Annotated in this window: 16 protein-coding genes and 6 tRNA genes; 8 read left to right on the top strand and 14 right to left on the bottom strand. The window is 69.1% G+C overall.

Translation table 11 applies throughout. The annotated features are described in order from the left end of the window. Window positions 1-48 precede the first annotated feature (48 nt). The 7 genes from ACWD4G_RS01840 to ACWD4G_RS01810 form a co-directional block, all read right to left on the bottom strand. On the bottom strand, window positions 49-2,793 hold the full coding sequence (locus ACWD4G_RS01840; protein ID WP_451290113.1) for an exo-rhamnogalacturonan lyase family protein: 2,745 nt from the start codon (window positions 2,791-2,793) through the stop codon (window positions 49-51). Window positions 2,794-2,906: 113 nt separating this feature from the next. Then, window positions 2,907-3,512 (bottom strand): hypothetical protein, encoded by a 606-nt coding sequence (locus tag ACWD4G_RS01835; RefSeq protein ID WP_451290112.1) that lies wholly within the window; start codon window positions 3,510-3,512, stop codon window positions 2,907-2,909. A 12-nt stretch (window positions 3,513-3,524) separates the two neighbouring features. Further along, complete coding sequence (locus ACWD4G_RS01830; protein WP_451290111.1) at window positions 3,525-4,424, bottom strand: carbohydrate ABC transporter permease; 900 nt, start codon at window positions 4,422-4,424, stop codon at window positions 3,525-3,527. After that, on the bottom strand, window positions 4,421-5,428 hold the full coding sequence (locus ACWD4G_RS01825; protein WP_451290110.1) for a carbohydrate ABC transporter permease: 1,008 nt from the start codon (window positions 5,426-5,428) through the stop codon (window positions 4,421-4,423). Before ACWD4G_RS01825 ends, ACWD4G_RS01830 begins: the two co-directional genes overlap by 4 nt. Further along, window positions 5,428-6,717 carry an ABC transporter substrate-binding protein gene (locus tag ACWD4G_RS01820; RefSeq protein ID WP_451290109.1) on the bottom strand — a complete coding sequence of 430 codons (1,290 nt, stop codon included), beginning with the start codon at window positions 6,715-6,717 and terminating at the stop codon, window positions 5,428-5,430. Before ACWD4G_RS01820 ends, ACWD4G_RS01825 begins: the two co-directional genes overlap by 1 nt. A 754-nt stretch (window positions 6,718-7,471) precedes the next feature. Further along, window positions 7,472-7,546: transfer RNA gene (locus tag ACWD4G_RS01815), tRNA-Val, on the bottom strand. Between the two features lie 109 nt (window positions 7,547-7,655). After that, window positions 7,656-8,135 (bottom strand): TIGR02611 family protein, encoded by a 480-nt coding sequence (locus ACWD4G_RS01810; protein ID WP_451290108.1) that lies wholly within the window; start codon window positions 8,133-8,135, stop codon window positions 7,656-7,658. Window positions 8,136-8,326: 191 nt separating this feature from the next. Here ACWD4G_RS01810 and ACWD4G_RS01805 point away from each other — a divergent pair, with 191 nt between their 5' ends. Together ACWD4G_RS01805 and ACWD4G_RS01800 are read left to right on the top strand one after the other, a co-directional pair. Next, window positions 8,327-8,740, top strand: a complete 414-nt coding sequence (locus ACWD4G_RS01805) for an SsgA family sporulation/cell division regulator (protein ID WP_004002642.1) — start codon at window positions 8,327-8,329, stop codon at window positions 8,738-8,740. A 293-nt stretch (window positions 8,741-9,033) separates the two neighbouring features. After that, window positions 9,034-9,594, top strand: coding sequence for a CGNR zinc finger domain-containing protein (locus ACWD4G_RS01800; RefSeq protein WP_451290107.1), 561 nt, complete (start codon window positions 9,034-9,036; stop codon window positions 9,592-9,594). Between the two features lie 96 nt (window positions 9,595-9,690). Here the strand turns inward: ACWD4G_RS01800 and ACWD4G_RS01795 are convergent, their stop codons facing one another. After that, entirely contained in the window at window positions 9,691-9,843 is a 153-nt protein-coding gene (locus tag ACWD4G_RS01795) for a hypothetical protein (protein ID WP_451290106.1), read from the bottom strand. Window positions 9,844-10,015: 172 nt separating this feature from the next. Beyond that, on the bottom strand, window positions 10,016-10,471 hold the full coding sequence (locus tag ACWD4G_RS01790) for a hypothetical protein (RefSeq protein ID WP_451290104.1): 456 nt from the start codon (window positions 10,469-10,471) through the stop codon (window positions 10,016-10,018). A 219-nt stretch (window positions 10,472-10,690) separates the two neighbouring features. On the opposite strand from ACWD4G_RS01790, the gene ACWD4G_RS01785 reads away from it, so the two are divergent. Further along, window positions 10,691-11,209: a DsbA family protein gene (locus ACWD4G_RS01785; RefSeq protein ID WP_451290103.1), complete on the top strand. Its 519-nt coding sequence runs from the start codon at window positions 10,691-10,693 to the stop codon at window positions 11,207-11,209. A gap of 25 nt (window positions 11,210-11,234) precedes the next feature. On the opposite strand, the gene ACWD4G_RS01780 is transcribed toward ACWD4G_RS01785, so the two are convergent. The 3 genes from ACWD4G_RS01780 to ACWD4G_RS01770 all read right to left on the bottom strand — a co-directional run bounded on the left by ACWD4G_RS01780 (window position 11,235) and on the right by ACWD4G_RS01770 (window position 14,097). Then, window positions 11,235-12,059, bottom strand: a complete 825-nt coding sequence (locus ACWD4G_RS01780) for a GNAT family N-acetyltransferase (RefSeq protein WP_451290102.1) — start codon at window positions 12,057-12,059, stop codon at window positions 11,235-11,237. A gap of 53 nt (window positions 12,060-12,112) precedes the next feature. Next, window positions 12,113-12,934 carry an aminotransferase class IV gene (locus ACWD4G_RS01775; protein WP_451290100.1) on the bottom strand — a complete coding sequence of 274 codons (822 nt, stop codon included), beginning with the start codon at window positions 12,932-12,934 and terminating at the stop codon, window positions 12,113-12,115. Window positions 12,935-13,068: 134 nt separating this feature from the next. Further along, window positions 13,069-14,097: a chorismate-binding protein gene (locus ACWD4G_RS01770; protein WP_451290099.1), complete on the bottom strand. Its 1,029-nt coding sequence runs from the start codon at window positions 14,095-14,097 to the stop codon at window positions 13,069-13,071. A gap of 178 nt (window positions 14,098-14,275) precedes the next feature. Here ACWD4G_RS01770 and ACWD4G_RS01765 point away from each other — a divergent pair. The 5 genes from ACWD4G_RS01765 (at window position 14,276) to ACWD4G_RS01745 (ending at window position 14,770) form a co-directional block, all read left to right on the top strand. Continuing rightward, window positions 14,276-14,348 (top strand) — tRNA-Gly (locus ACWD4G_RS01765). A 39-nt stretch (window positions 14,349-14,387) separates the two neighbouring features. After that, window positions 14,388-14,461: transfer RNA gene (locus ACWD4G_RS01760), tRNA-Cys, on the top strand. Window position 14,462: 1 nt separating this feature from the next. Then, window positions 14,463-14,534, top strand: a tRNA-Val gene (locus tag ACWD4G_RS01755). A 58-nt stretch (window positions 14,535-14,592) separates the two neighbouring features. Next, window positions 14,593-14,664: transfer RNA gene (locus ACWD4G_RS01750), tRNA-Val, on the top strand. A gap of 34 nt (window positions 14,665-14,698) precedes the next feature. Beyond that, window positions 14,699-14,770: transfer RNA gene (locus tag ACWD4G_RS01745), tRNA-Val, on the top strand. Between the two features lie 61 nt (window positions 14,771-14,831). Here the strand turns inward: ACWD4G_RS01745 and ACWD4G_RS01740 are convergent. Further along, window positions 14,832-15,137 (bottom strand): TFIIB-type zinc ribbon-containing protein, encoded by a 306-nt coding sequence (locus ACWD4G_RS01740; protein WP_451290281.1) that lies wholly within the window; start codon window positions 15,135-15,137, stop codon window positions 14,832-14,834. An 87-nt stretch (window positions 15,138-15,224) separates the two neighbouring features. Further along, the gene (locus ACWD4G_RS01735; RefSeq protein ID WP_451290098.1) at window positions 15,225-16,163 is read right to left on the bottom strand and encodes a phosphotransferase family protein; all 939 of its coding nucleotides are present in this window, start codon (window positions 16,161-16,163) and stop codon (window positions 15,225-15,227) included. Window positions 16,164-16,245 lie beyond the last annotated feature (82 nt).

Genomic DNA, 16,245 nt, shown 5'->3' with positions numbered 1-16,245 from the left:
CGCACCACGGGGGCGCCCCCCGTTTTCCCCGCGCACCCCAGCGGAGCGTCACGGCATCTTGGAGCCCACCAACGCCAAGTTCTGAATGGCCGCCAGCCCATACAGCGCGGTCGCGTTGGTGGAGACCCACGCCGCCTCGCTCCCCGGCACCAGCCCGGTCGGCCCCTCGATCGGCTTCGTGGACCAGTCCGTGGACTCCTTGTAGTCCCAGGTGTCGGCGCTGTTGTAGAACTGCCGCCACGCCCGCGCCGCCAGCTTGTCGTCGCCCAACTGCACGGCGGCGTAGGCGTCCTGGCGCGAGTGGCCCTGGAAGAGCAGCAGGGTGCCGAAGTTGGACCCGTACCGGGCGGCCTGCTCGGCCTTGGTGGCGTTGAAGTAGCGGCAGTAGTCCAGCCACGCCTCCTTGAACTCGGGCATCTCGATCTGGTCGAGAAGCTCGGCGTTCAACTCGACGAGCCCGAACATGGCCGACAGATGCGACACGCTGACCTTGGCTTCGTCGGCGACGGCGAACTTGCCGGTGTCGAGGTCGTACAGCGCGCTGCCCTGGACGAAGCCGTTGGGCTGGGCGGCGATGGTCTCCATCGTCGACAGCACCCGCGCCTTGGCCTTCTCCCACTTCGGGCCGCGCCGCTCCCACTCGGTGAGCCAGGCCGAGACGAGGCCCGACCAGTCGGTGCCGAAGCCGATGGACAGGGCGTTGCGGTCCGGTTCGTACGGCTCGGTGCGGATCTTGCGGATGGGGTCGAGGACGAGGAAGGTCTCGTCGGAGTCGACGTTGGCGTGCATGAGGTCGCCGACGCGTTCGTCGGCGGTGAGGAAGTAGTAGTAGCGGCGGTAGGTGGTGTTGGCGATGCGCTGCTGCTTGGCGCTGTCGGCGTAGTGCTGGACGCCGTGGCGGGTGCCGAGGCCGGCCCATTCGCCCAGGTGGTACACGTCGACCTCGCCGGTGTGGCGGGTCATGGCCTCGGCGAAGCGGAAGATGTCGGCGCGGCCGGAGCGCATGTACGCGAACCACAGCCACAGGTCGGGCGAGAGTTCGGAGTTGTCCCAGGCGTAGCCGCCGACGTCGTAGCACCACTGGTGGCGGGCGGGGTCGTAGCTGTGCATGATGTCGCCGTAGTCCCAGAAGCCGTACCAACGGCGCATCTCCACCTGGTCCTTGTAGTAGGTGAAGAGGAAGTCGAGGTGGTCCTCGATCTTCGCCTTGGCGGCGGTCGAGCGGTCGGGCTCGGAGAACAGCCTGCCGAATACGCCCGCCTCGATGAGCTGCTTGGGCGGCGCGGCGAGCTGCGCCGGGGTGCGTACGGCCTCGACCTGCTCGGCCATGTCCTCGGCGCTCGGGGTGGACTCATGGGCCCAGAAGAGGAGTTCGCTGGTGCGGGCGATGCCGTAGGGGGTGCCGAAGCCGGGTTCGTAGTCCTCGTAGGTGATGTTGAGGCCTTCGAGCTGCTCGGGGTAGGTGTCCTGGCCCATGCCGTCGTGGTAGAAGCGCAGGTCCATGGGCTGTGCCTCGGGCGACCAGAGCCAGAGGGTGACCTCGGCGTCGTCGGTGTGGGCGTCACGGATGTCCAACTGCGCCGGGAACTTCTCCCAGAAGTCCCTGAGGCCGAAGGCGAAGCCACCGCTCGCGCCGCCCACGTACCCGAAGCCGCTGGCCCGCCGGCCGCCACCGGCCGGAATCCACCCGTACCCCTTCTTCGTCCGCTTCTTCACCGCGAAACCGTCGGCGGAGAGCTGTGAGAGCGTGTAGTCGCCCCACTCGGGGATGTACTGGAGGCGAGTCGTCACCCGCTGGTCCCAGGTGGACGGGTCGGGCAGCTTCTCGCCCTCGAACTGGGCGGTGCGTACGGCCGCGCCCGGGTCGCGGCGCAGGCCTGTGATCCCCTTGACCGCCTCGCGCAGCAGCCCGGTGCCCTCGCCGCCGATCCGGATGTGCCGGTCGTAGGCGGCGTCCCGCATCGGGACCTTGAAGCGGACGCCGATGCCCCGGATGAAGTCACCACTCGCCTTGCCCGGCTCCTGGGTGCCGTCGAAGGTGATGGTGTGCACCATGCGGAACGATTCGGCGCCCGCGTAGAAGTACAGCCGGATCGAGAAGGGCAGCCAACTCCGGCTGCCCTTGCGGTGCTTGCCGTCGATACGGACCACGGCACGCACCGGGCCCTCCTGCTCGACCTCGACCTCGTCGATGGCGCTCTCGAACCGCTCGTACTTGACCGTGCCCTGGTCGCCGTCCTCGATCTCCGGCTGGCGCAGCAGCACGAGCCGACCGGTGTGGGCGACCTCGGTGGAGCCGCGCAGCACCGACTTGACGAGGGTGGAGCCGGACTTGCCGATCTTCGCGGTCATCACCCCGGTCGACACATCGATGGTGCCGCCGCTCTTGTCGACGGTGACCTTCTTCTCGGGCGCGGCGGGGGTGCCCGGGGTGAGCGTGAGCTTGCCGGAGCCGGCGCCCGCGCCGACCGCGTGCGCCGTCCACTTCACCGAGCCGTCCGGCCAGTAACCGATGGGCCAGGACTGGACGGGGATGCTCTTCCCCTCCGCGTCCGTCAAAGAGAACGACTGTTCCTTCTCGTAAGCGCCCTTCGGCCACGGCACACCCACCGTCGACCCCGGCGCGGCACCGAGTCCTCCCTCCTCCAGCCAGTCCAGGGTCACCGGATCGGCCTCCGCGGCCTCGGCTCTGGGCGCGGCCTGCGCGTGCGAGCCGAGCGCCCAGCTCAACTGGGTCGCGGCTCCGGCGACGGCGGCGGCCTTGAGGAGGGATCTGCGGTCGATGGGGGACATGACCTTTCCTTTCCGTACGGGAAGCGTTGCCTGGGGAAGCAAGACGTGTGCGGGTGGTCAGGGGCATGACAGAGGGCGGTGAGCACCGCTCTCCTGAAGCGGGTGTCACATGGTCAGGCCAGGCGGCGCCGTTGCCGTTCCTCCACGGCGACGGCCGCCGCGGCGACGGCTCCGAGGACCGGGACGGCCAGCGGCGCGGCGAACCAGCCGGAGCAGACCACCACGGCCAGTCCACCGACGAGGAGGAACGATCCGGCGGGGTCGAGCACGGTCCGCCGCCCGGCCGCGCCGAGCAGGGTGCGCCAGCCGGCGCCGGGTTCCCAGACGGCCGCCGCGCGCAGCCCGGCCACGGCGGCCCCGATCAGCGCGAGCACACCGACGGCGCCGACCAGCGGCCCCCCGGGAATTCCGGCGCGTACGGCCTGGACGTCCACCCACACCGCCGCGAGCGCCGCCCACCCGGCGACCCCGACGAGCCACCCGCCGCGCACCGCCGTACGGAAGTCGGCGACGAACTCCCGCCAGCCACCGTCCACATGGGCCGTACGACGACTCAGATGCCGGGAGCCGGCGGCGAACGCGGCGGGGTAGGTCACCAACGGCAGCGAGGCCGCCGCGATCCACACCCCGGTGAGCAGACACTCGGCGAACAGCGCGAACCCTTCGGCGAGCCGGGATTCACCACGGGATTCGGCGGCCTTCGCCGGGGCCTTGGCCATGATCAGCTCACCTCAGCCCTTCAGCCCGGACGTGGCCATGCCGTCGATGAGATAGCGCTGGAAGGCGAGGAAGAAGGCGAGCACCGGCAGCAGCGCCACCAGCGACATCGCGATCATGCCGCCGTAGTTGGCCAGGCCCTCCTGGTCCACGAACATCTTCAGGCCGAGCGAGACCGTGTATTTGTCGGGCGTATTCACATAGATCAGCGGGCCCATGAAGTCGTTCCAGGCGTTGATGAAGGTGAAGATCGCACTGGTGATGAGCGCGGGCCGGCACAGCGGCAGCACGATCGACCAGTAGATCCGGAAGTGCCCGCACCCGTCGAGCCGGGCCGCCTCGTCCAGTTCCCTGGGCAGGTTCCGCATGAACTGCACCATCAGAAAGACGAAGAACGCCTCCGTGGCCAGGTACTTCGGCAGCAGCAGCGGGGTGTACGTGTCGATCATGTCCATGTTGCGGAACAGCACGTACTGCGGGATCAGCAGCACGTGGTACGGCAACAGAAGCGTGCCGATCATCAAGGTGAAGAGCAGATTCCGGCCCGCGAACCTGATCTTCGCGAAGGCGTACGCGGTCAGCGAGCAGGACACCAGGATGCCGACGACCGAACCGACCGCGAGGGTGAGCGAGTTGAGGAAGAACGTGGAGATCGGGATGTCGGCGATGCCGTCGGAGAGGCTCGTGTAGTTCGAGACGATCGGGTCGACCGGGAAGAGGTCCAGGCTGCCGATGATCTCGTCGCTGTTCTTGAACGAGCCGCCGATGACCCAGAGCACCGGGTAGAGGATCACCGCGAGGATCAGCAACGAGCCGATGTGCCAGGCGAACGAACCGGGCAGCCGGCGCCTCAGGGCACCGGTCCTCGCGGACGGGGCCGGGGGCGGCGTGATCTCGGTGGCCGGTGCGCTCATCGGGCGCCCTCCTCGTAGTGCACCCAGCGCTTCTGGGACCAGAACAGCACCGCCGTCACCAGGGCGACCGCGACCAGCAGCAGCCAGGCCATCGCGGAGGCCAGACCCATCCGGCTGTTCTCGAAGCCCTGGACGTAGAGATAACAGGTGTAGACCATCGTTCCGTCGGCGGGACCGCAGGCGTTGCCTCCGGCGCCACCGCCGACGATGTACGCCGAGCTGAAGATCTGGAACGAGTGGATGGTCTCCAGGAGGACGTTGAAGAAGAGGACCGGGGAGATCATCGGCAGGGTGATGCTCCAGAACCGCCGCCAGGTGCCCGCCCCGTCGACCTCGGCCGCCTCGTACAGCTCGCGCGGGACCTGTTTGAGCCCGGCCAGGAAGATGACCATGGGGGCGCCGAACTGCCAGACGGTGAGCGCCACCAGGCTGTAGATGATCAGGTCCGGGTCCCCGGTCCAGCCGCCGACGTCGATCCCGAAGAGCTTCTGCGTACGGTCCACGATGGCGTCGTCGGAGAAGATCGCCTTCCATACGATCGCGATGGAGACGCTCGCCCCGATCAGCGACGGCGCGTAGAAGGCGGCCCGGTAGAAGGCCTGCCCGCGCCGCTTCTGCGCCAGCAGCAGCGCCACACCGAGAGCGGCGAGCAGCTTGAGCGGCGTCCCGATCACGACGTACCACAGCGTCACCCGCACCGAGTGCCGCCAACGCTCGTCGGCGAACATCTCGGAGAAGTTGCCGAGGCCGATCCACCGGGGGGCGTCGAAGAGGTCGTAGTCGGTGAAGGCGTAGTAGAGCGAGGCGACCATCGGGCCCGCTGTCAGAAGCAGAAACCCGGCGATCCAGGGGGACATGAAGAGATAGCCGGTCAGGGTCTCCCGACGGCCCCGCCGCTTGGCGGCGGCGGGGCGTGAGGACTTCACCGGACCGTGCCGCGACTCGGAGTCCCCGTCCTTCGACAGGGACTCCACTGTGGGGGCGTGTGTCACGGTGGTTCCCATCAGGTGCCGAGAGCCGTCTTCGACTCGGTGAAGAACTGCTTGACGGCGTCGTCCACCGACCTCTTGCCCAGCCCCAGTTCCTCACCGATGCGCAGGAACGCGGCCTCGCAGATGTCCGCGCCGTTCGGGTGCGGGGTGATGGGCTCCAGGACACCGGCCGCGACGAGGGACTCCTCGTACTCGGCGATCGCCTTGTTCACCGGGTCGGTCGGCTTGAACGCGTCGAACTGGGCCTGCGTGGCGGGTACGCCCCGGTCATAGCCCATGATCTTGGCGACCTCGGGGTCGTGGACCATGAAATTGATGAACTGGGCGACTTCCTTGGGGTGCTGGGTGCGCTTGGAGGCGCTGAGCATCAGCGAGCCGAGGTACTGGCCGGTCTTCTTGCCGTCGGTGGTCGGGATCGGCGCCAGGCCGTACTCGCTCTTGCCCTCGGAGGTGTAGCGGATGGTGAAGTTGTCCCAGGTGAACTCACCACCGGCCAGCTCACCGGCGACCGCCGACTTGGGCTTGATCTGCGCGACCTTCTTCTGGTCGGCGTAGAGCTCCTCCTCGACCGCCTTCTCCGCCTTCGTCCACCAGCTCTTCAGATCCGCCTCGGTGAACCCGAGCCCGTCCTCGGTGAAGAACGCCTTGCCGTTCTGGCGCAGATAGAGGTCGTAGAGGTACATGACGTTGTACGGGCCGGTGTCGCCGGCTCGGCCCGTCTTGTCGCGGATCTTCTTCATCGCCGCGTCGTAGTCGTCCCATGTCCAGCCCTGCTCCGGCTTGACGCCCGCCTTGGTGTAGACGGGCTGGTCGATCACGAGGGCCATGGAGTTGGAGCCGACCGGAACGCCGAGGAGTCTGCCGTCGATCTCGCCGAACTTCTCAAGACCGGCTCTGAAACCGTCCATCGAGAGATTGCCGGCCTCGACCTGCTCGCTGAGATCGAGCAGCACATTCTTCGCGTCGTATTTCCGCAGGAATCCAATGGCATTCTGAAAGACGTCCGGGGGATTTCCGCCGGAGGCCTGGGTGTTGAACTTCTTCCAGAAGTCGGTGTAGACCTGGAAGTCGGTCTTCACCTTGATCTTCGGGTACTTCTTCTCGAAAAGCGCGATGGTCTCCTTGATGCGCTTCGCCCGGTCCTCGGCGCCCCACCAGGCGTAACGGATCGTCACCGTCCCGTCCCCCGCGCCACTGCCACCGCCGCACGCCGTGGCCGTCGCCCCCAGCCCCGCGACGGCCAGTGAGGCTCCCGCCGCCTTGAGGATCGTGCGCCTCTCAACGTTCCTGTCCTGGTGCATGGTTGAGCCTCCCCGCGACGCTGCGTGCGCGCCATGAATCGTTTCAAGTAAGCGCTTGCTGGCACAAGTTACGGAGCCCCTCAGGAGACGTCAATGATTCGGACAGAATTCGCAGCAGAGCGGAGGCGCCGACGCGCGAAGCCCCGAGGTGGACGCCGCGCCCGAACATCAACTGAAAGCCCAGGTCGGGGAGTTACGGTCGACGGATCGAACGCGCCGGGGGTCATGAGGGAGGCTCGGGGCGACATTGAATGGAGTCAGATGAGTGGTCGGGGCGCGGTGCGGGAAGGATGCTGGACGCGGATCGTCGAAACGTCGTCGAAGTGGACCTGGGGTGGGGTCACTTGAGGGGGCGTGAGGCGCCGACGAGCCTGGGCGGCGGGACCGACGTGGGTGTGTGCATCGAGGGCGGAGCGGTTCCGACGGTTTGGTGACGGAGAGACAGAACCGCGGTGGTCCACGAAGGTTGGCCGCACAGTCGACCTCACGGCGTCACCCTCGCCGCCGGTTCACGACAGACTCGGCCGCGATGAGCCGGAGTGGGCGCAGGCCGGCCGGGCCCGGAACGCCGCGTGATAGCCGGGCACGACTTCGAGCGCGTGACGACGACGTGAGACGGCGACCGGAGACAGCGGTCGGAGACCAGGGGCCGACCTGCACGGGGAACGACAGCGCCGGCCAATCCCATGCCGAAAGGTCGGCCGATACGAAAACGGTCCGGCCCACATATTCCGTGGGCCGGACCGTCATCGGATGGTGGGCGATACTGGGTTCGAACCAGTGACCTCTTCGGTGTGAACGAAGCGCTCTCCCACTGAGCTAATCGCCCGGACGCAGGAAGAACATTACCCCATGTCAGGGGGTGCCTCCGACCAGCTCCGGCGGGGGCGATCAGCCAGGTGATCAGCCACGGGGCTCCACGGTTCGCCGCCCCGGGATCACTGGTCCTTTATGTTCCAGGGCATCTCGAAGCCGAACTTCCAGACGTAGATCCCGACGATCACGGCCACGATCACCAGGCCGATCGTCGTGAGGATGATGTTGCGCCGCCGGACCTTGGGGTCGAGGGCGCGCTGGGTGGCCTCGGTGACCTTCCGCTTGGTCCAGCGGAGAACGAGTTGGGCCCAGACGAATTCGGTCGCCCAGATCGCCATTCCACCGAAGATCACGACCCAGCCGGGGCCGGGCAGCGGAAGCATGATGACGCCGGCGACCACCACCGCGAGGCCGATGATGAAGACGGCCACCTGCCAGCTCACATGCAGGACCTTGCGCGCCTTGATGAATTCCGGCGCCCGGGACCCGAGAGGCGCTTGGTCCTTCGCCACATCGGCCTCACTGTTCGCTACGTTCGTCTCGCTCTTCGTTCCGTCGGCCGCCACGGCGACCTCCCCCGTTCCGTTACTCCCCGTATCCATACGGCCAAACCCTACCGGAGAGAAACAGATCACCGGAATGGCCGTACCCGACCAAGACGGTCTCGGCCGGATGAGCTACCAAAAGCGACGCAAAACCCTCAGAGGGGTTTACAACGGCACCGTAGGTGGCATGTCGATTTCGCCGACGTGCGAATCCCCGAGCGCACACTGAGCGAAAGGCCTTGGCGCTTATGAACACCACGGTCAGCTGCGAGCTGCACCTGCGCCTCGTTGTGTCGAGCGAGTCCTCACTGCCTGTTCCCGCGGGACTGCGGTATGACACGGCCGATCCCTACGCCGTGCACGCCACCTTCCACACCGGAGCGGAGGAAACGGTCGAGTGGGTGTTCGCCCGCGACCTCCTCGCCGAGGGCCTGCACCGGCCCACCGGCACCGGCGACGTCCGCGTCTGGCCGTCGCGCAGTCACGGTCAGGGCGTCGTGTGCATCGCCCTGAGCTCCCCGGAGGGCGAGGCCCTGCTCGAAGCCCCGGCGCGGGCCCTGGAGTCCTTCCTGAAGCGCACAGACGCCGCCGTGCCGCCCGGCACGGAGCATCGGCACTTCGACCTCGATCAGGAGCTCTCGCACATCCTGGCGGAGAGCTAGGCCGAGACCCCACAAGCAGCCCGGCGCCGTCCACTCGGGGAGACGGCTCGGGCCAGGACAACCGCATACGGCTCACGCCGAGCACCGACGCCGTCACCGCGCCTTCGCGGGGCGGCGTCGCCGTTTGGGCCACCGGTCGGTTCCGGCCGTCGGGCCCGGTCCCGGGAACGTGGGCGGCGAGGCCGCCGTTGGTCGCTGTGACAGCCGGAACCGGTGCCCCCTCAGTGGAAGCCATTACCATCGGCCAGCATCGGCGGGCGTCCGCCCGACCAGCGCAGGCCAGGGAGCGAAACGTGTTGATCACCCACGACACCCGGTGTGCCCTCGACACCGTGGTCGATCTGGTGAACACCGCACCGGAGAACGACACGGCGACGGACGGGCTCACGGATGTCGCATCCCTCGACGACTTCGTACGAACGCGCGAGATCAGCGATGTCGGCGCCCTCTCGGAGCTCGACCTCGCCGCCGTGCGCAAGGTCCGCGGCAGATTCGCCGAGGTCTTCGCCGCACCCGACGCCGCTTCGGCCGCCTCGGTCCTCAACGACCTGATCGCCGCCGCCGGCACCACACCGCGCCTCACCGACCACGACGGCTTCGACTGGCACGTCCACTACTTCGCGCCCGGCGCCTCCGTCGCCGACCATCTCGCGGCCGACTGCGGCATGGCGCTCGCCTTCTTCGTCGTCGGCGGGGAGCAGGAGCGGCTGCGTCGCTGCGAGGCTCCCGACTGCCGTCGCGCCTTCGTCGACCTCTCCCGCAACCGCTCCCGCCGCTACTGCGACAGCCGCACCTGCGGCAACCGACTGCATGTGGCCGCCTACCGGGCCCGCCGCAAGGAAGCGGCGGGCTGATCGCTCGGACCGGCCAACCGAGTCGGAGCGAGGAAGCGGATCGGGCCGGGGCTGACGGAGCCCTCGACGGGTTCCGTCAGGGGCTCCGTTTACGGCTCAGAGCATCAGCAGGTCGTGCAGTGACGCCATGAGCAGCAGGCAGCCGATCACCGCAAGGAAGATCATCAGCGGTGGCTGGGAAAGCGCGAAGAGACAACCTCGCCGCTCCTCTGGCGGGGTGGCGGTGTCGCTCTGTGTTGTGTCCAGCATCTCGCGGCGATGATGACGCAGCGGAGACCCTCCGCGCGATCAACCCACCCGGATTGACGGGTAGTTCGCCAATATCCACAACGTCCGAGCGAACGTGATCACTTCGGCGTCACCGCCCGACCTACTGTGTCGTTTCAGTCGGTCACGGGTCGGAGGGGGCTCGTCTGCCGCCTCATATGCCGTGCTTCTTCAGAATGGCCTCGATGTCGCTGAAGTCGTCCGCGGCGGACGTACCGGAGCCCGTCGCCCTGGGTGTGGTGGTGGGGCGGGTCGCCGGGAGGGCGGACCGGCCGAGGGAGGGCGCCGATGCCCTGGGGGCCACCGCTTCGCGATGCGCGGCCTTGGCCGCCTTGCGGTCCTTGCGGGTGTCCCCGCGGCGCCGCTCCACCGCGCGCGTCGTCATGAAGAGCAGCCACGCGACACCGAGCACACCGAAGCCGGCCCACGCCGTCACGCTGAAGGCGGTCTCGGCCAGCCATTCCACGACTCCGGTCATCACCAGGCCGAGCGGCACGAGCGAATAGGCGAAGATCCGCGCCGCCCTGAGGAAGCGCTTCCGATACGCCGTGATCGCCGCGATGCCCAGGCCGGCGGCGGAGACGGCGGAGCAGACTGTCTCGGCAACCATCATCCGGTCCTCCAGGCGTGCTCGGTCGAGTGGGCGGTCTGTCCGCCCCTTCCATCCTGCACCGCCGCACGTCCGGTATGCCACGGTCGGGGCAGACCTCAGGGACATCTCCGGGTCGGCCCCTGCGGGACCCCTCCTCCGTTCCCCTCGGAGTCGCCCCCGGTTCCCCCTCGGCCGACCGATTGGGCCGCTGCCACCCCTGGCTGAAAGACTGGCCCCATGAGCGAGCCCTCCCCCGTACCGTCCGCCGTCGTCCTGGACGTCTGGTGCGAACTCCAGTGCCCCGACTGCCGCACTGCCCTGGACGACGTCCGCGCCCTGCGCGCCCGCTACGGCGACCGGCTCGACGTACGGCTGCGGCACTTCCCGCTGGAGAAGCACAAGCACGCCTTCGCCGCCGCGCAGGCCGCCGAGGAAGCCGTGGAGCAGGGGCAGGGGTGGCCGTACATCGAGGCCGTGCTCGGGCGGGTCGAGGAGCTGGACCGCGCGGGCGAGCCGTTCCTGGTCGAGGTGGCGCGTGAACTCGGCCTCGACGCCGAGGAGTTCGACACCGCGCTGATCGACGGCCGGCACATCCTGATCGTCGACGCCGACCAGGCCGAGGGCAAGGCGATCGGTGTGACCGGCACCCCCACGTACGTCATCGGCGGTGAGCGTCTCGACGGGGGCAAGAGCCAGGCGGGGCTGCGCGAGCGCGTCGAGGAGATCGCCGACCGGCTGCTGGCCGAGGGGGTCTGATCGCCGAGCGGGGGTCGACCGGCCTTCAGATCAGGTCCTTGAAGAGGTGGTACTTGGTCGTCTCGTAGCCGAGCGAGTCGTAGAGGCATTCGGCCCGGACGTTCCCCGCGAAGACATTGAGGGTGAGGGTGGAGCGCCGGGCCTGGGCCGTCTGTCGCTCGGCGAGGAGCATGAGGGTGCGGCCGTGGCCCCGGCCCCGGTGGGCGGCGTCGGCCTCCACGTCGTACACATAGGCGCCGGTGTCGGTGAGTCCCAGCCACAGGACACCGACGCGGGTTCCCTCGTGTTCCAGGACGCTGAACCGCATGTTCGCGGTGGCCATGCCCTCGGGGAGCAGTCCGTCGTGGTCGCGCTCGACCTTGGCGTGTGCCTCCGCCTCGGGTACTCCGCGTTCGATCCAGTCCTGGGCGTAGCCCTGTCGGCTCGCCGCCTCCCAAGGGCCGAACTCGGCCTCCGTCATGGGCCGTCCCCGGCTGCCCGCGGGCAGTTCGGGCGGAGTCGGGGCGAGAGTCTTGCGCATGTGGCGGTTGCGCAGGACGTAGCCGAGGGCCTGGGTCAGCCGCAGGGCGGCCCGGGCTTCCGCCGGGACGGTGGTCTCGATGCGGCGGCAGCCCCAGCCGCGTGCCACCTCCTCGGCGGCGAGCGCGGCCACGGTGGCCCGGCCGCGCCGCCGGTCCGGTTCGTCGATGCGCAGGTCGAGGAGGCGGGCCACCGCGTTCCCGAAGTCGGGATGCGTGCCCAGGTGGACGGCGCCGACGGGGCGTCCGTTCACGCACACCTGGAAGCGGCGCGAACGGGTCCCGTCGGCGGCGTGCTGTAGCGGCTCACTGGGCCGCAGGGTGGTGGTCATCAGGGGTGTTCTACCCGCTGTGGCACCCGAAGTCCGCCGAATATCCTCGGCGGCTACGGGTCCAGGTCGTCCCCGGCCCGCTCGTCGAAGACCCGCATCGCCTTCGCCGTCACCGGGCCCGGTGCGGGGGCGAGTTCGCGGCTGTCGACGCGGTGGACGGCCTGGACGTCGCGCAGGGTCGAGGTCAGGAAGATCTCGTCGGCGCTCTCCAGGACGTCCAGCGGCAGATCGGTCTCGTGGGCGCCCGTCCACTCGACGACGAGGGCGCGGGTGATGCCGGCGAGGCAGCCGGAGGCGACGGGCGGGGTGTGGATCTCGCCGTCGAGGACGACGAAGACGTTCGAGCCGGTGCCCTCGCAGAGCCGGCCGACCGTGTTGGCGAACAGGGCCTCGGTGGCGCCCTGTTCATGGGCGTGGGAGAGGGCGAGGACGTTCTCGGCGTACGAGGTGGTCTTCAGGCCGGTGAGGGCGCCTCGCTCGTTGCGGGTCCAGGGGACGGTGATCGCGGCGGTGGAGTCGGCCCGGCGCTGGGTCTCGCCGAGGGCGACGACGAGGGTGGGGCCGTGGTCGCCCCGGTCGGAGCCGAGCGGGGAGACACCGCCGGTGTAGGTGATGCGCAGTCGGCCGAGGGGCATCGGGTTGGCGGCGACGACGGCGTCGCAGGCGCGGCGCACCTCGTCGAGGTCGGGCTCGGGCAGGCCGAGGCCGTGTGCCGAGCGGGCCAGCCGGTCGAGGTGGCGGGTGAGCGCGAACGTCCGCCCGCCCGTGGCCTTGACGGTCTCGAAGACGCCGTCACCCACGGTCAGTCCGTGATCGAGGACGGAGACACGGGCGGAGTCGATGTCCTGCAGTCCGCCGTCGAGCCAGATCATCACTGGTCCTTACCTCACAAGAATGTGCCGGGTATGTCAGTATCTCGGCCGGGGGTCCGGCCCGCGGCGAAGCCGCTGTCGGATGCGGCGCCCCCGGGTGGACACAGCACCTAAGGGGTCTTTCCCCTAAGGGGTCCTCAACTCGCCTCGTACATGCCCGACGCTACCGCGAGCAGTCGGGCGGCCTTCAGCTCGGTCTCCAGCCACTCCGCCTCGGGGTCGGAGCCCCAGGTGATGCCCGCCCCGGTGCCGAATCTCAGCTGGCCGGCCGCCCGGTCGATCCAGAAGGTACGGATGCCCACGGCCAGCACCCCCGTACCGCGATCGGCGTCGACCCAGCCGATGCCCCCGCAGTACGGGCCGCGCGGTGCCGTCTCCAGGGCGTCGATGATCCGCAGGGCGCTGGACTTGGGAGCGCCGGTGACGGAACCGGGCGGGAAGGAGGCGTCGAGCAGCTCCGGCCAGCCGGCGCCGTCGCGCAGTTCGCCGCGCACGGTGGAGACGAGGTGGACGAGGCCCGGGTGCTTCTCGACGGCGCACAGGTCGGGGACGGTCACGGAGCCGGTGTCGCAGACCCGTCCGAGGTCGTTGCGGACCAGGTCGACGATCATCACGTTCTCGGCGTAGTCCTTCTCCAGGAGGTCCGCCTCGGTGCGTCCGGTGCCCTTGATCGGGCCGGACTCGATGACACGGCCGTCGCGCCGCAGGAAGAGCTCGGGGGACGCGGTGGCGATCTCCACACCGTGAGCGGGCAGGCGAATCGTTCCTGCAAAGGGTGCGGGGTTACCTCGCGCGAGCAGCGCCGTCAGCGCGTCCACATCGGCGTCCGGCGCGACCGGCGCCGACAGCACACGACAGAGGTTCGCCTGGTAGACCTCGCCGGCGGCGATGTGCTCGCGGATACGACGGACGCCCGCCGTGTACGCGGCGCGATCGAGGGACGACGTCCAGTCACCGACGGCCGGGCCCCGCCACTCCCCCGGAACCGGAAGGGGCGCGAGTGCGTGATGTACGTCTCGGAAGCGGGCACACAGCAGGCCGCCCTCGAAGTCCGCGCTCACCGCCCAGAAGCCGGACGAGTCCAGGGCCGCGGGATCGCTGGTCACATCGGTGAGACCGGTGGCGACGAGGTTGCCGAAACGGGCGAGAGGAGGGAGGTCGGGCACGCAGTCGAGTCTAGGGCGGGTGCCTGGCGGGTGACCCGGCCGTGTCCCCTCGGGGGCCTTTCCCGGGTCCCTGAGCAGGCGCAGCGCAGCACGCTGCACAAACGCGTTTTTGTGCTGGCCCCGGAATCCGCTAGAGTTCAACACGTCGCCGGGACGCGCAAGCCGACCGAAACGACAAGCGGACGTAGCTCAGTTGGTAGAGCGCAACCTTGCCAAGGTTGAGGTCGCGAGTTCGAGCCTCGTCGTCCGCTCGAAGGAACAAGGGGATCTTCCCGAACCCCTGCACTCCTGGTGGAGTGGCCGAGAGGCGAGGCAACGGCCTGCAAAGCCGTCTACACGGGTTCAAATCCCGTCTCCACCTCCAAGGACGATTAGCTCAGCGGGAGAGCGCTTCCCTGACACGGAAGAGGTCACTGGTTCAATCCCAGTATCGTCCACTGGATCTTCCGGCGAGTACGGCGATGTTCTTGGTTCGTACGGTCATGATCCGAACCCGCGCGATTAGCTCAGCGGGAGAGCGCTTCCCTGACACGGAAGAGGTCACTGGTTCAATCCCAGTATCGCGCACGCAAGATCCACGACTCTCGGGTCGTGATCCCGAGGACGATTAGCTCAGCGGGAGAGCGCTTCCCTGACACGGAAGAGGTCACTGGTTCAATCCCAGTATCGTCCACACACCGGAGCCCCCGGCCGTATCGAACGGCCGGGGGCTTCCTCGTGGTCCCGATCAGCTGTCAGCTGGAGAACAGCATGTGGCCGAAGCCTCGGTTGTGATGACCGTGGTGACCGCCGTGATGACCCCCGTGGTGGCCGCCGTGCGGGGCACCCCAGGCCGGGGCGCCGTGACCGCCCGCCGGGTACTGCGGGGCCGCCGGCGGCGGGGGAACGGCCGGGCCGCCGCCCCACTGGGACTCCAGACGGGTCAGCGCCTCCAACTCGCCATAGTCGAGGAAGATCCCGCGGCAGCCGCTGCACTGCTCGATCTGGACGCCATTGCGGTTGTAGGTGTGCATCGGCGCATGGCACTTCGGACACTGCATGTGCATGGTTCGGCTCAACTCCTCGCCGTTCGGTGCTGCTTCGCGTTACGCCAGGACAGACACTGTCCGGCGGTGGTCGGTTGCACCCTACTTCGGGAAAGCGTTCGCCAACTCCGGCGGGATGGCGCTCATTCGGGCACATGCGTCGATAACGGCCTGCTGGGCTTCGTCCAGGGGGCTGTTGGCCGCCGTCGACTTCGCGATCGCGAGGGCCGCCGTCTGTACGGTGAGTGCGCGGGCCGGTACGTCCAGTGCGGGCCAGGGGTCGCCCTGGGCGGGGACGGCGGGGCCGGCCGCCTGTCGGTAGGCGGTGAGGAAGCGTGCCCAGTCGTCGGGGGCCAGGAGGCCGCAGGCGTACCAGGCGGCCGGGCGGGCGAGGTCCCACGCCGGTACCCCGGTGCCCAGGTCGTCGACGTCTATCAGTCGCCAGGGGCCGGTCGTCGCCGGGTGGCGTACGAGTTGGCCGAGGTGGAGGTCGCCGTGGCAGAGGGTCGTGGTGTCCGGCATGGGGGTCTCGGCCCTGGCCCAGGTGGGGAGGGTGTGCCAGGCGCGGAGGACGGAGGTCGTCGCCGGGTGGGCCGGGGCTGCGGATCGTAGGCGGGCGATGGCCTCGGCCGCCTTCACGGGGCCTCGCATCGGGGGCAGGGACGGGGGTGCGGGGGTGTTGTGCAGGTGGGCGAGGAGGGTGGCGGCCTCTTCCCATGGGGCGTGCTCGGGGGCCGCCGGGTCCACGGGGGTGCCGTAGGGCCAGAAGGTGATCAGGCGGCCGTGGAGGGGGGTGGGGGTGGGGTGGAGGGGGGCGAGGAGGGTGGTCGGGTTTGCGATGGCTACGGAGAGGCGGTGGGTCAGGGCGGTGGGGTCGGTGTTCGGGGCGTGGGCCTTGGCGACCGTGTCCGCGTGGCGGACGACCGTGCCGTCTTCGCGTTCCGCGAGGACTGTGTCGGGGTGGGTGCAGGGGGTGGAGGCCGGGTGGGCTGTGCTGCGTACCTTGGCCTTGAGGGCGGGCAGTACGTCGCTGGCGGTCATGGGTCCCCCTGGAGGTGTACGGCCGGTGTACGGCGCTGGGGGAGCCTACGCAGGTGGGTGGCCCGGGGGCGGGGCCGGCCGG

The organism is Streptomyces sp. NPDC002643 (assembly GCF_053592555.1).
Note: the sequence above shows the minus strand (reverse complement) of the source record. Positions and strands in the feature narration are given on the sequence as shown.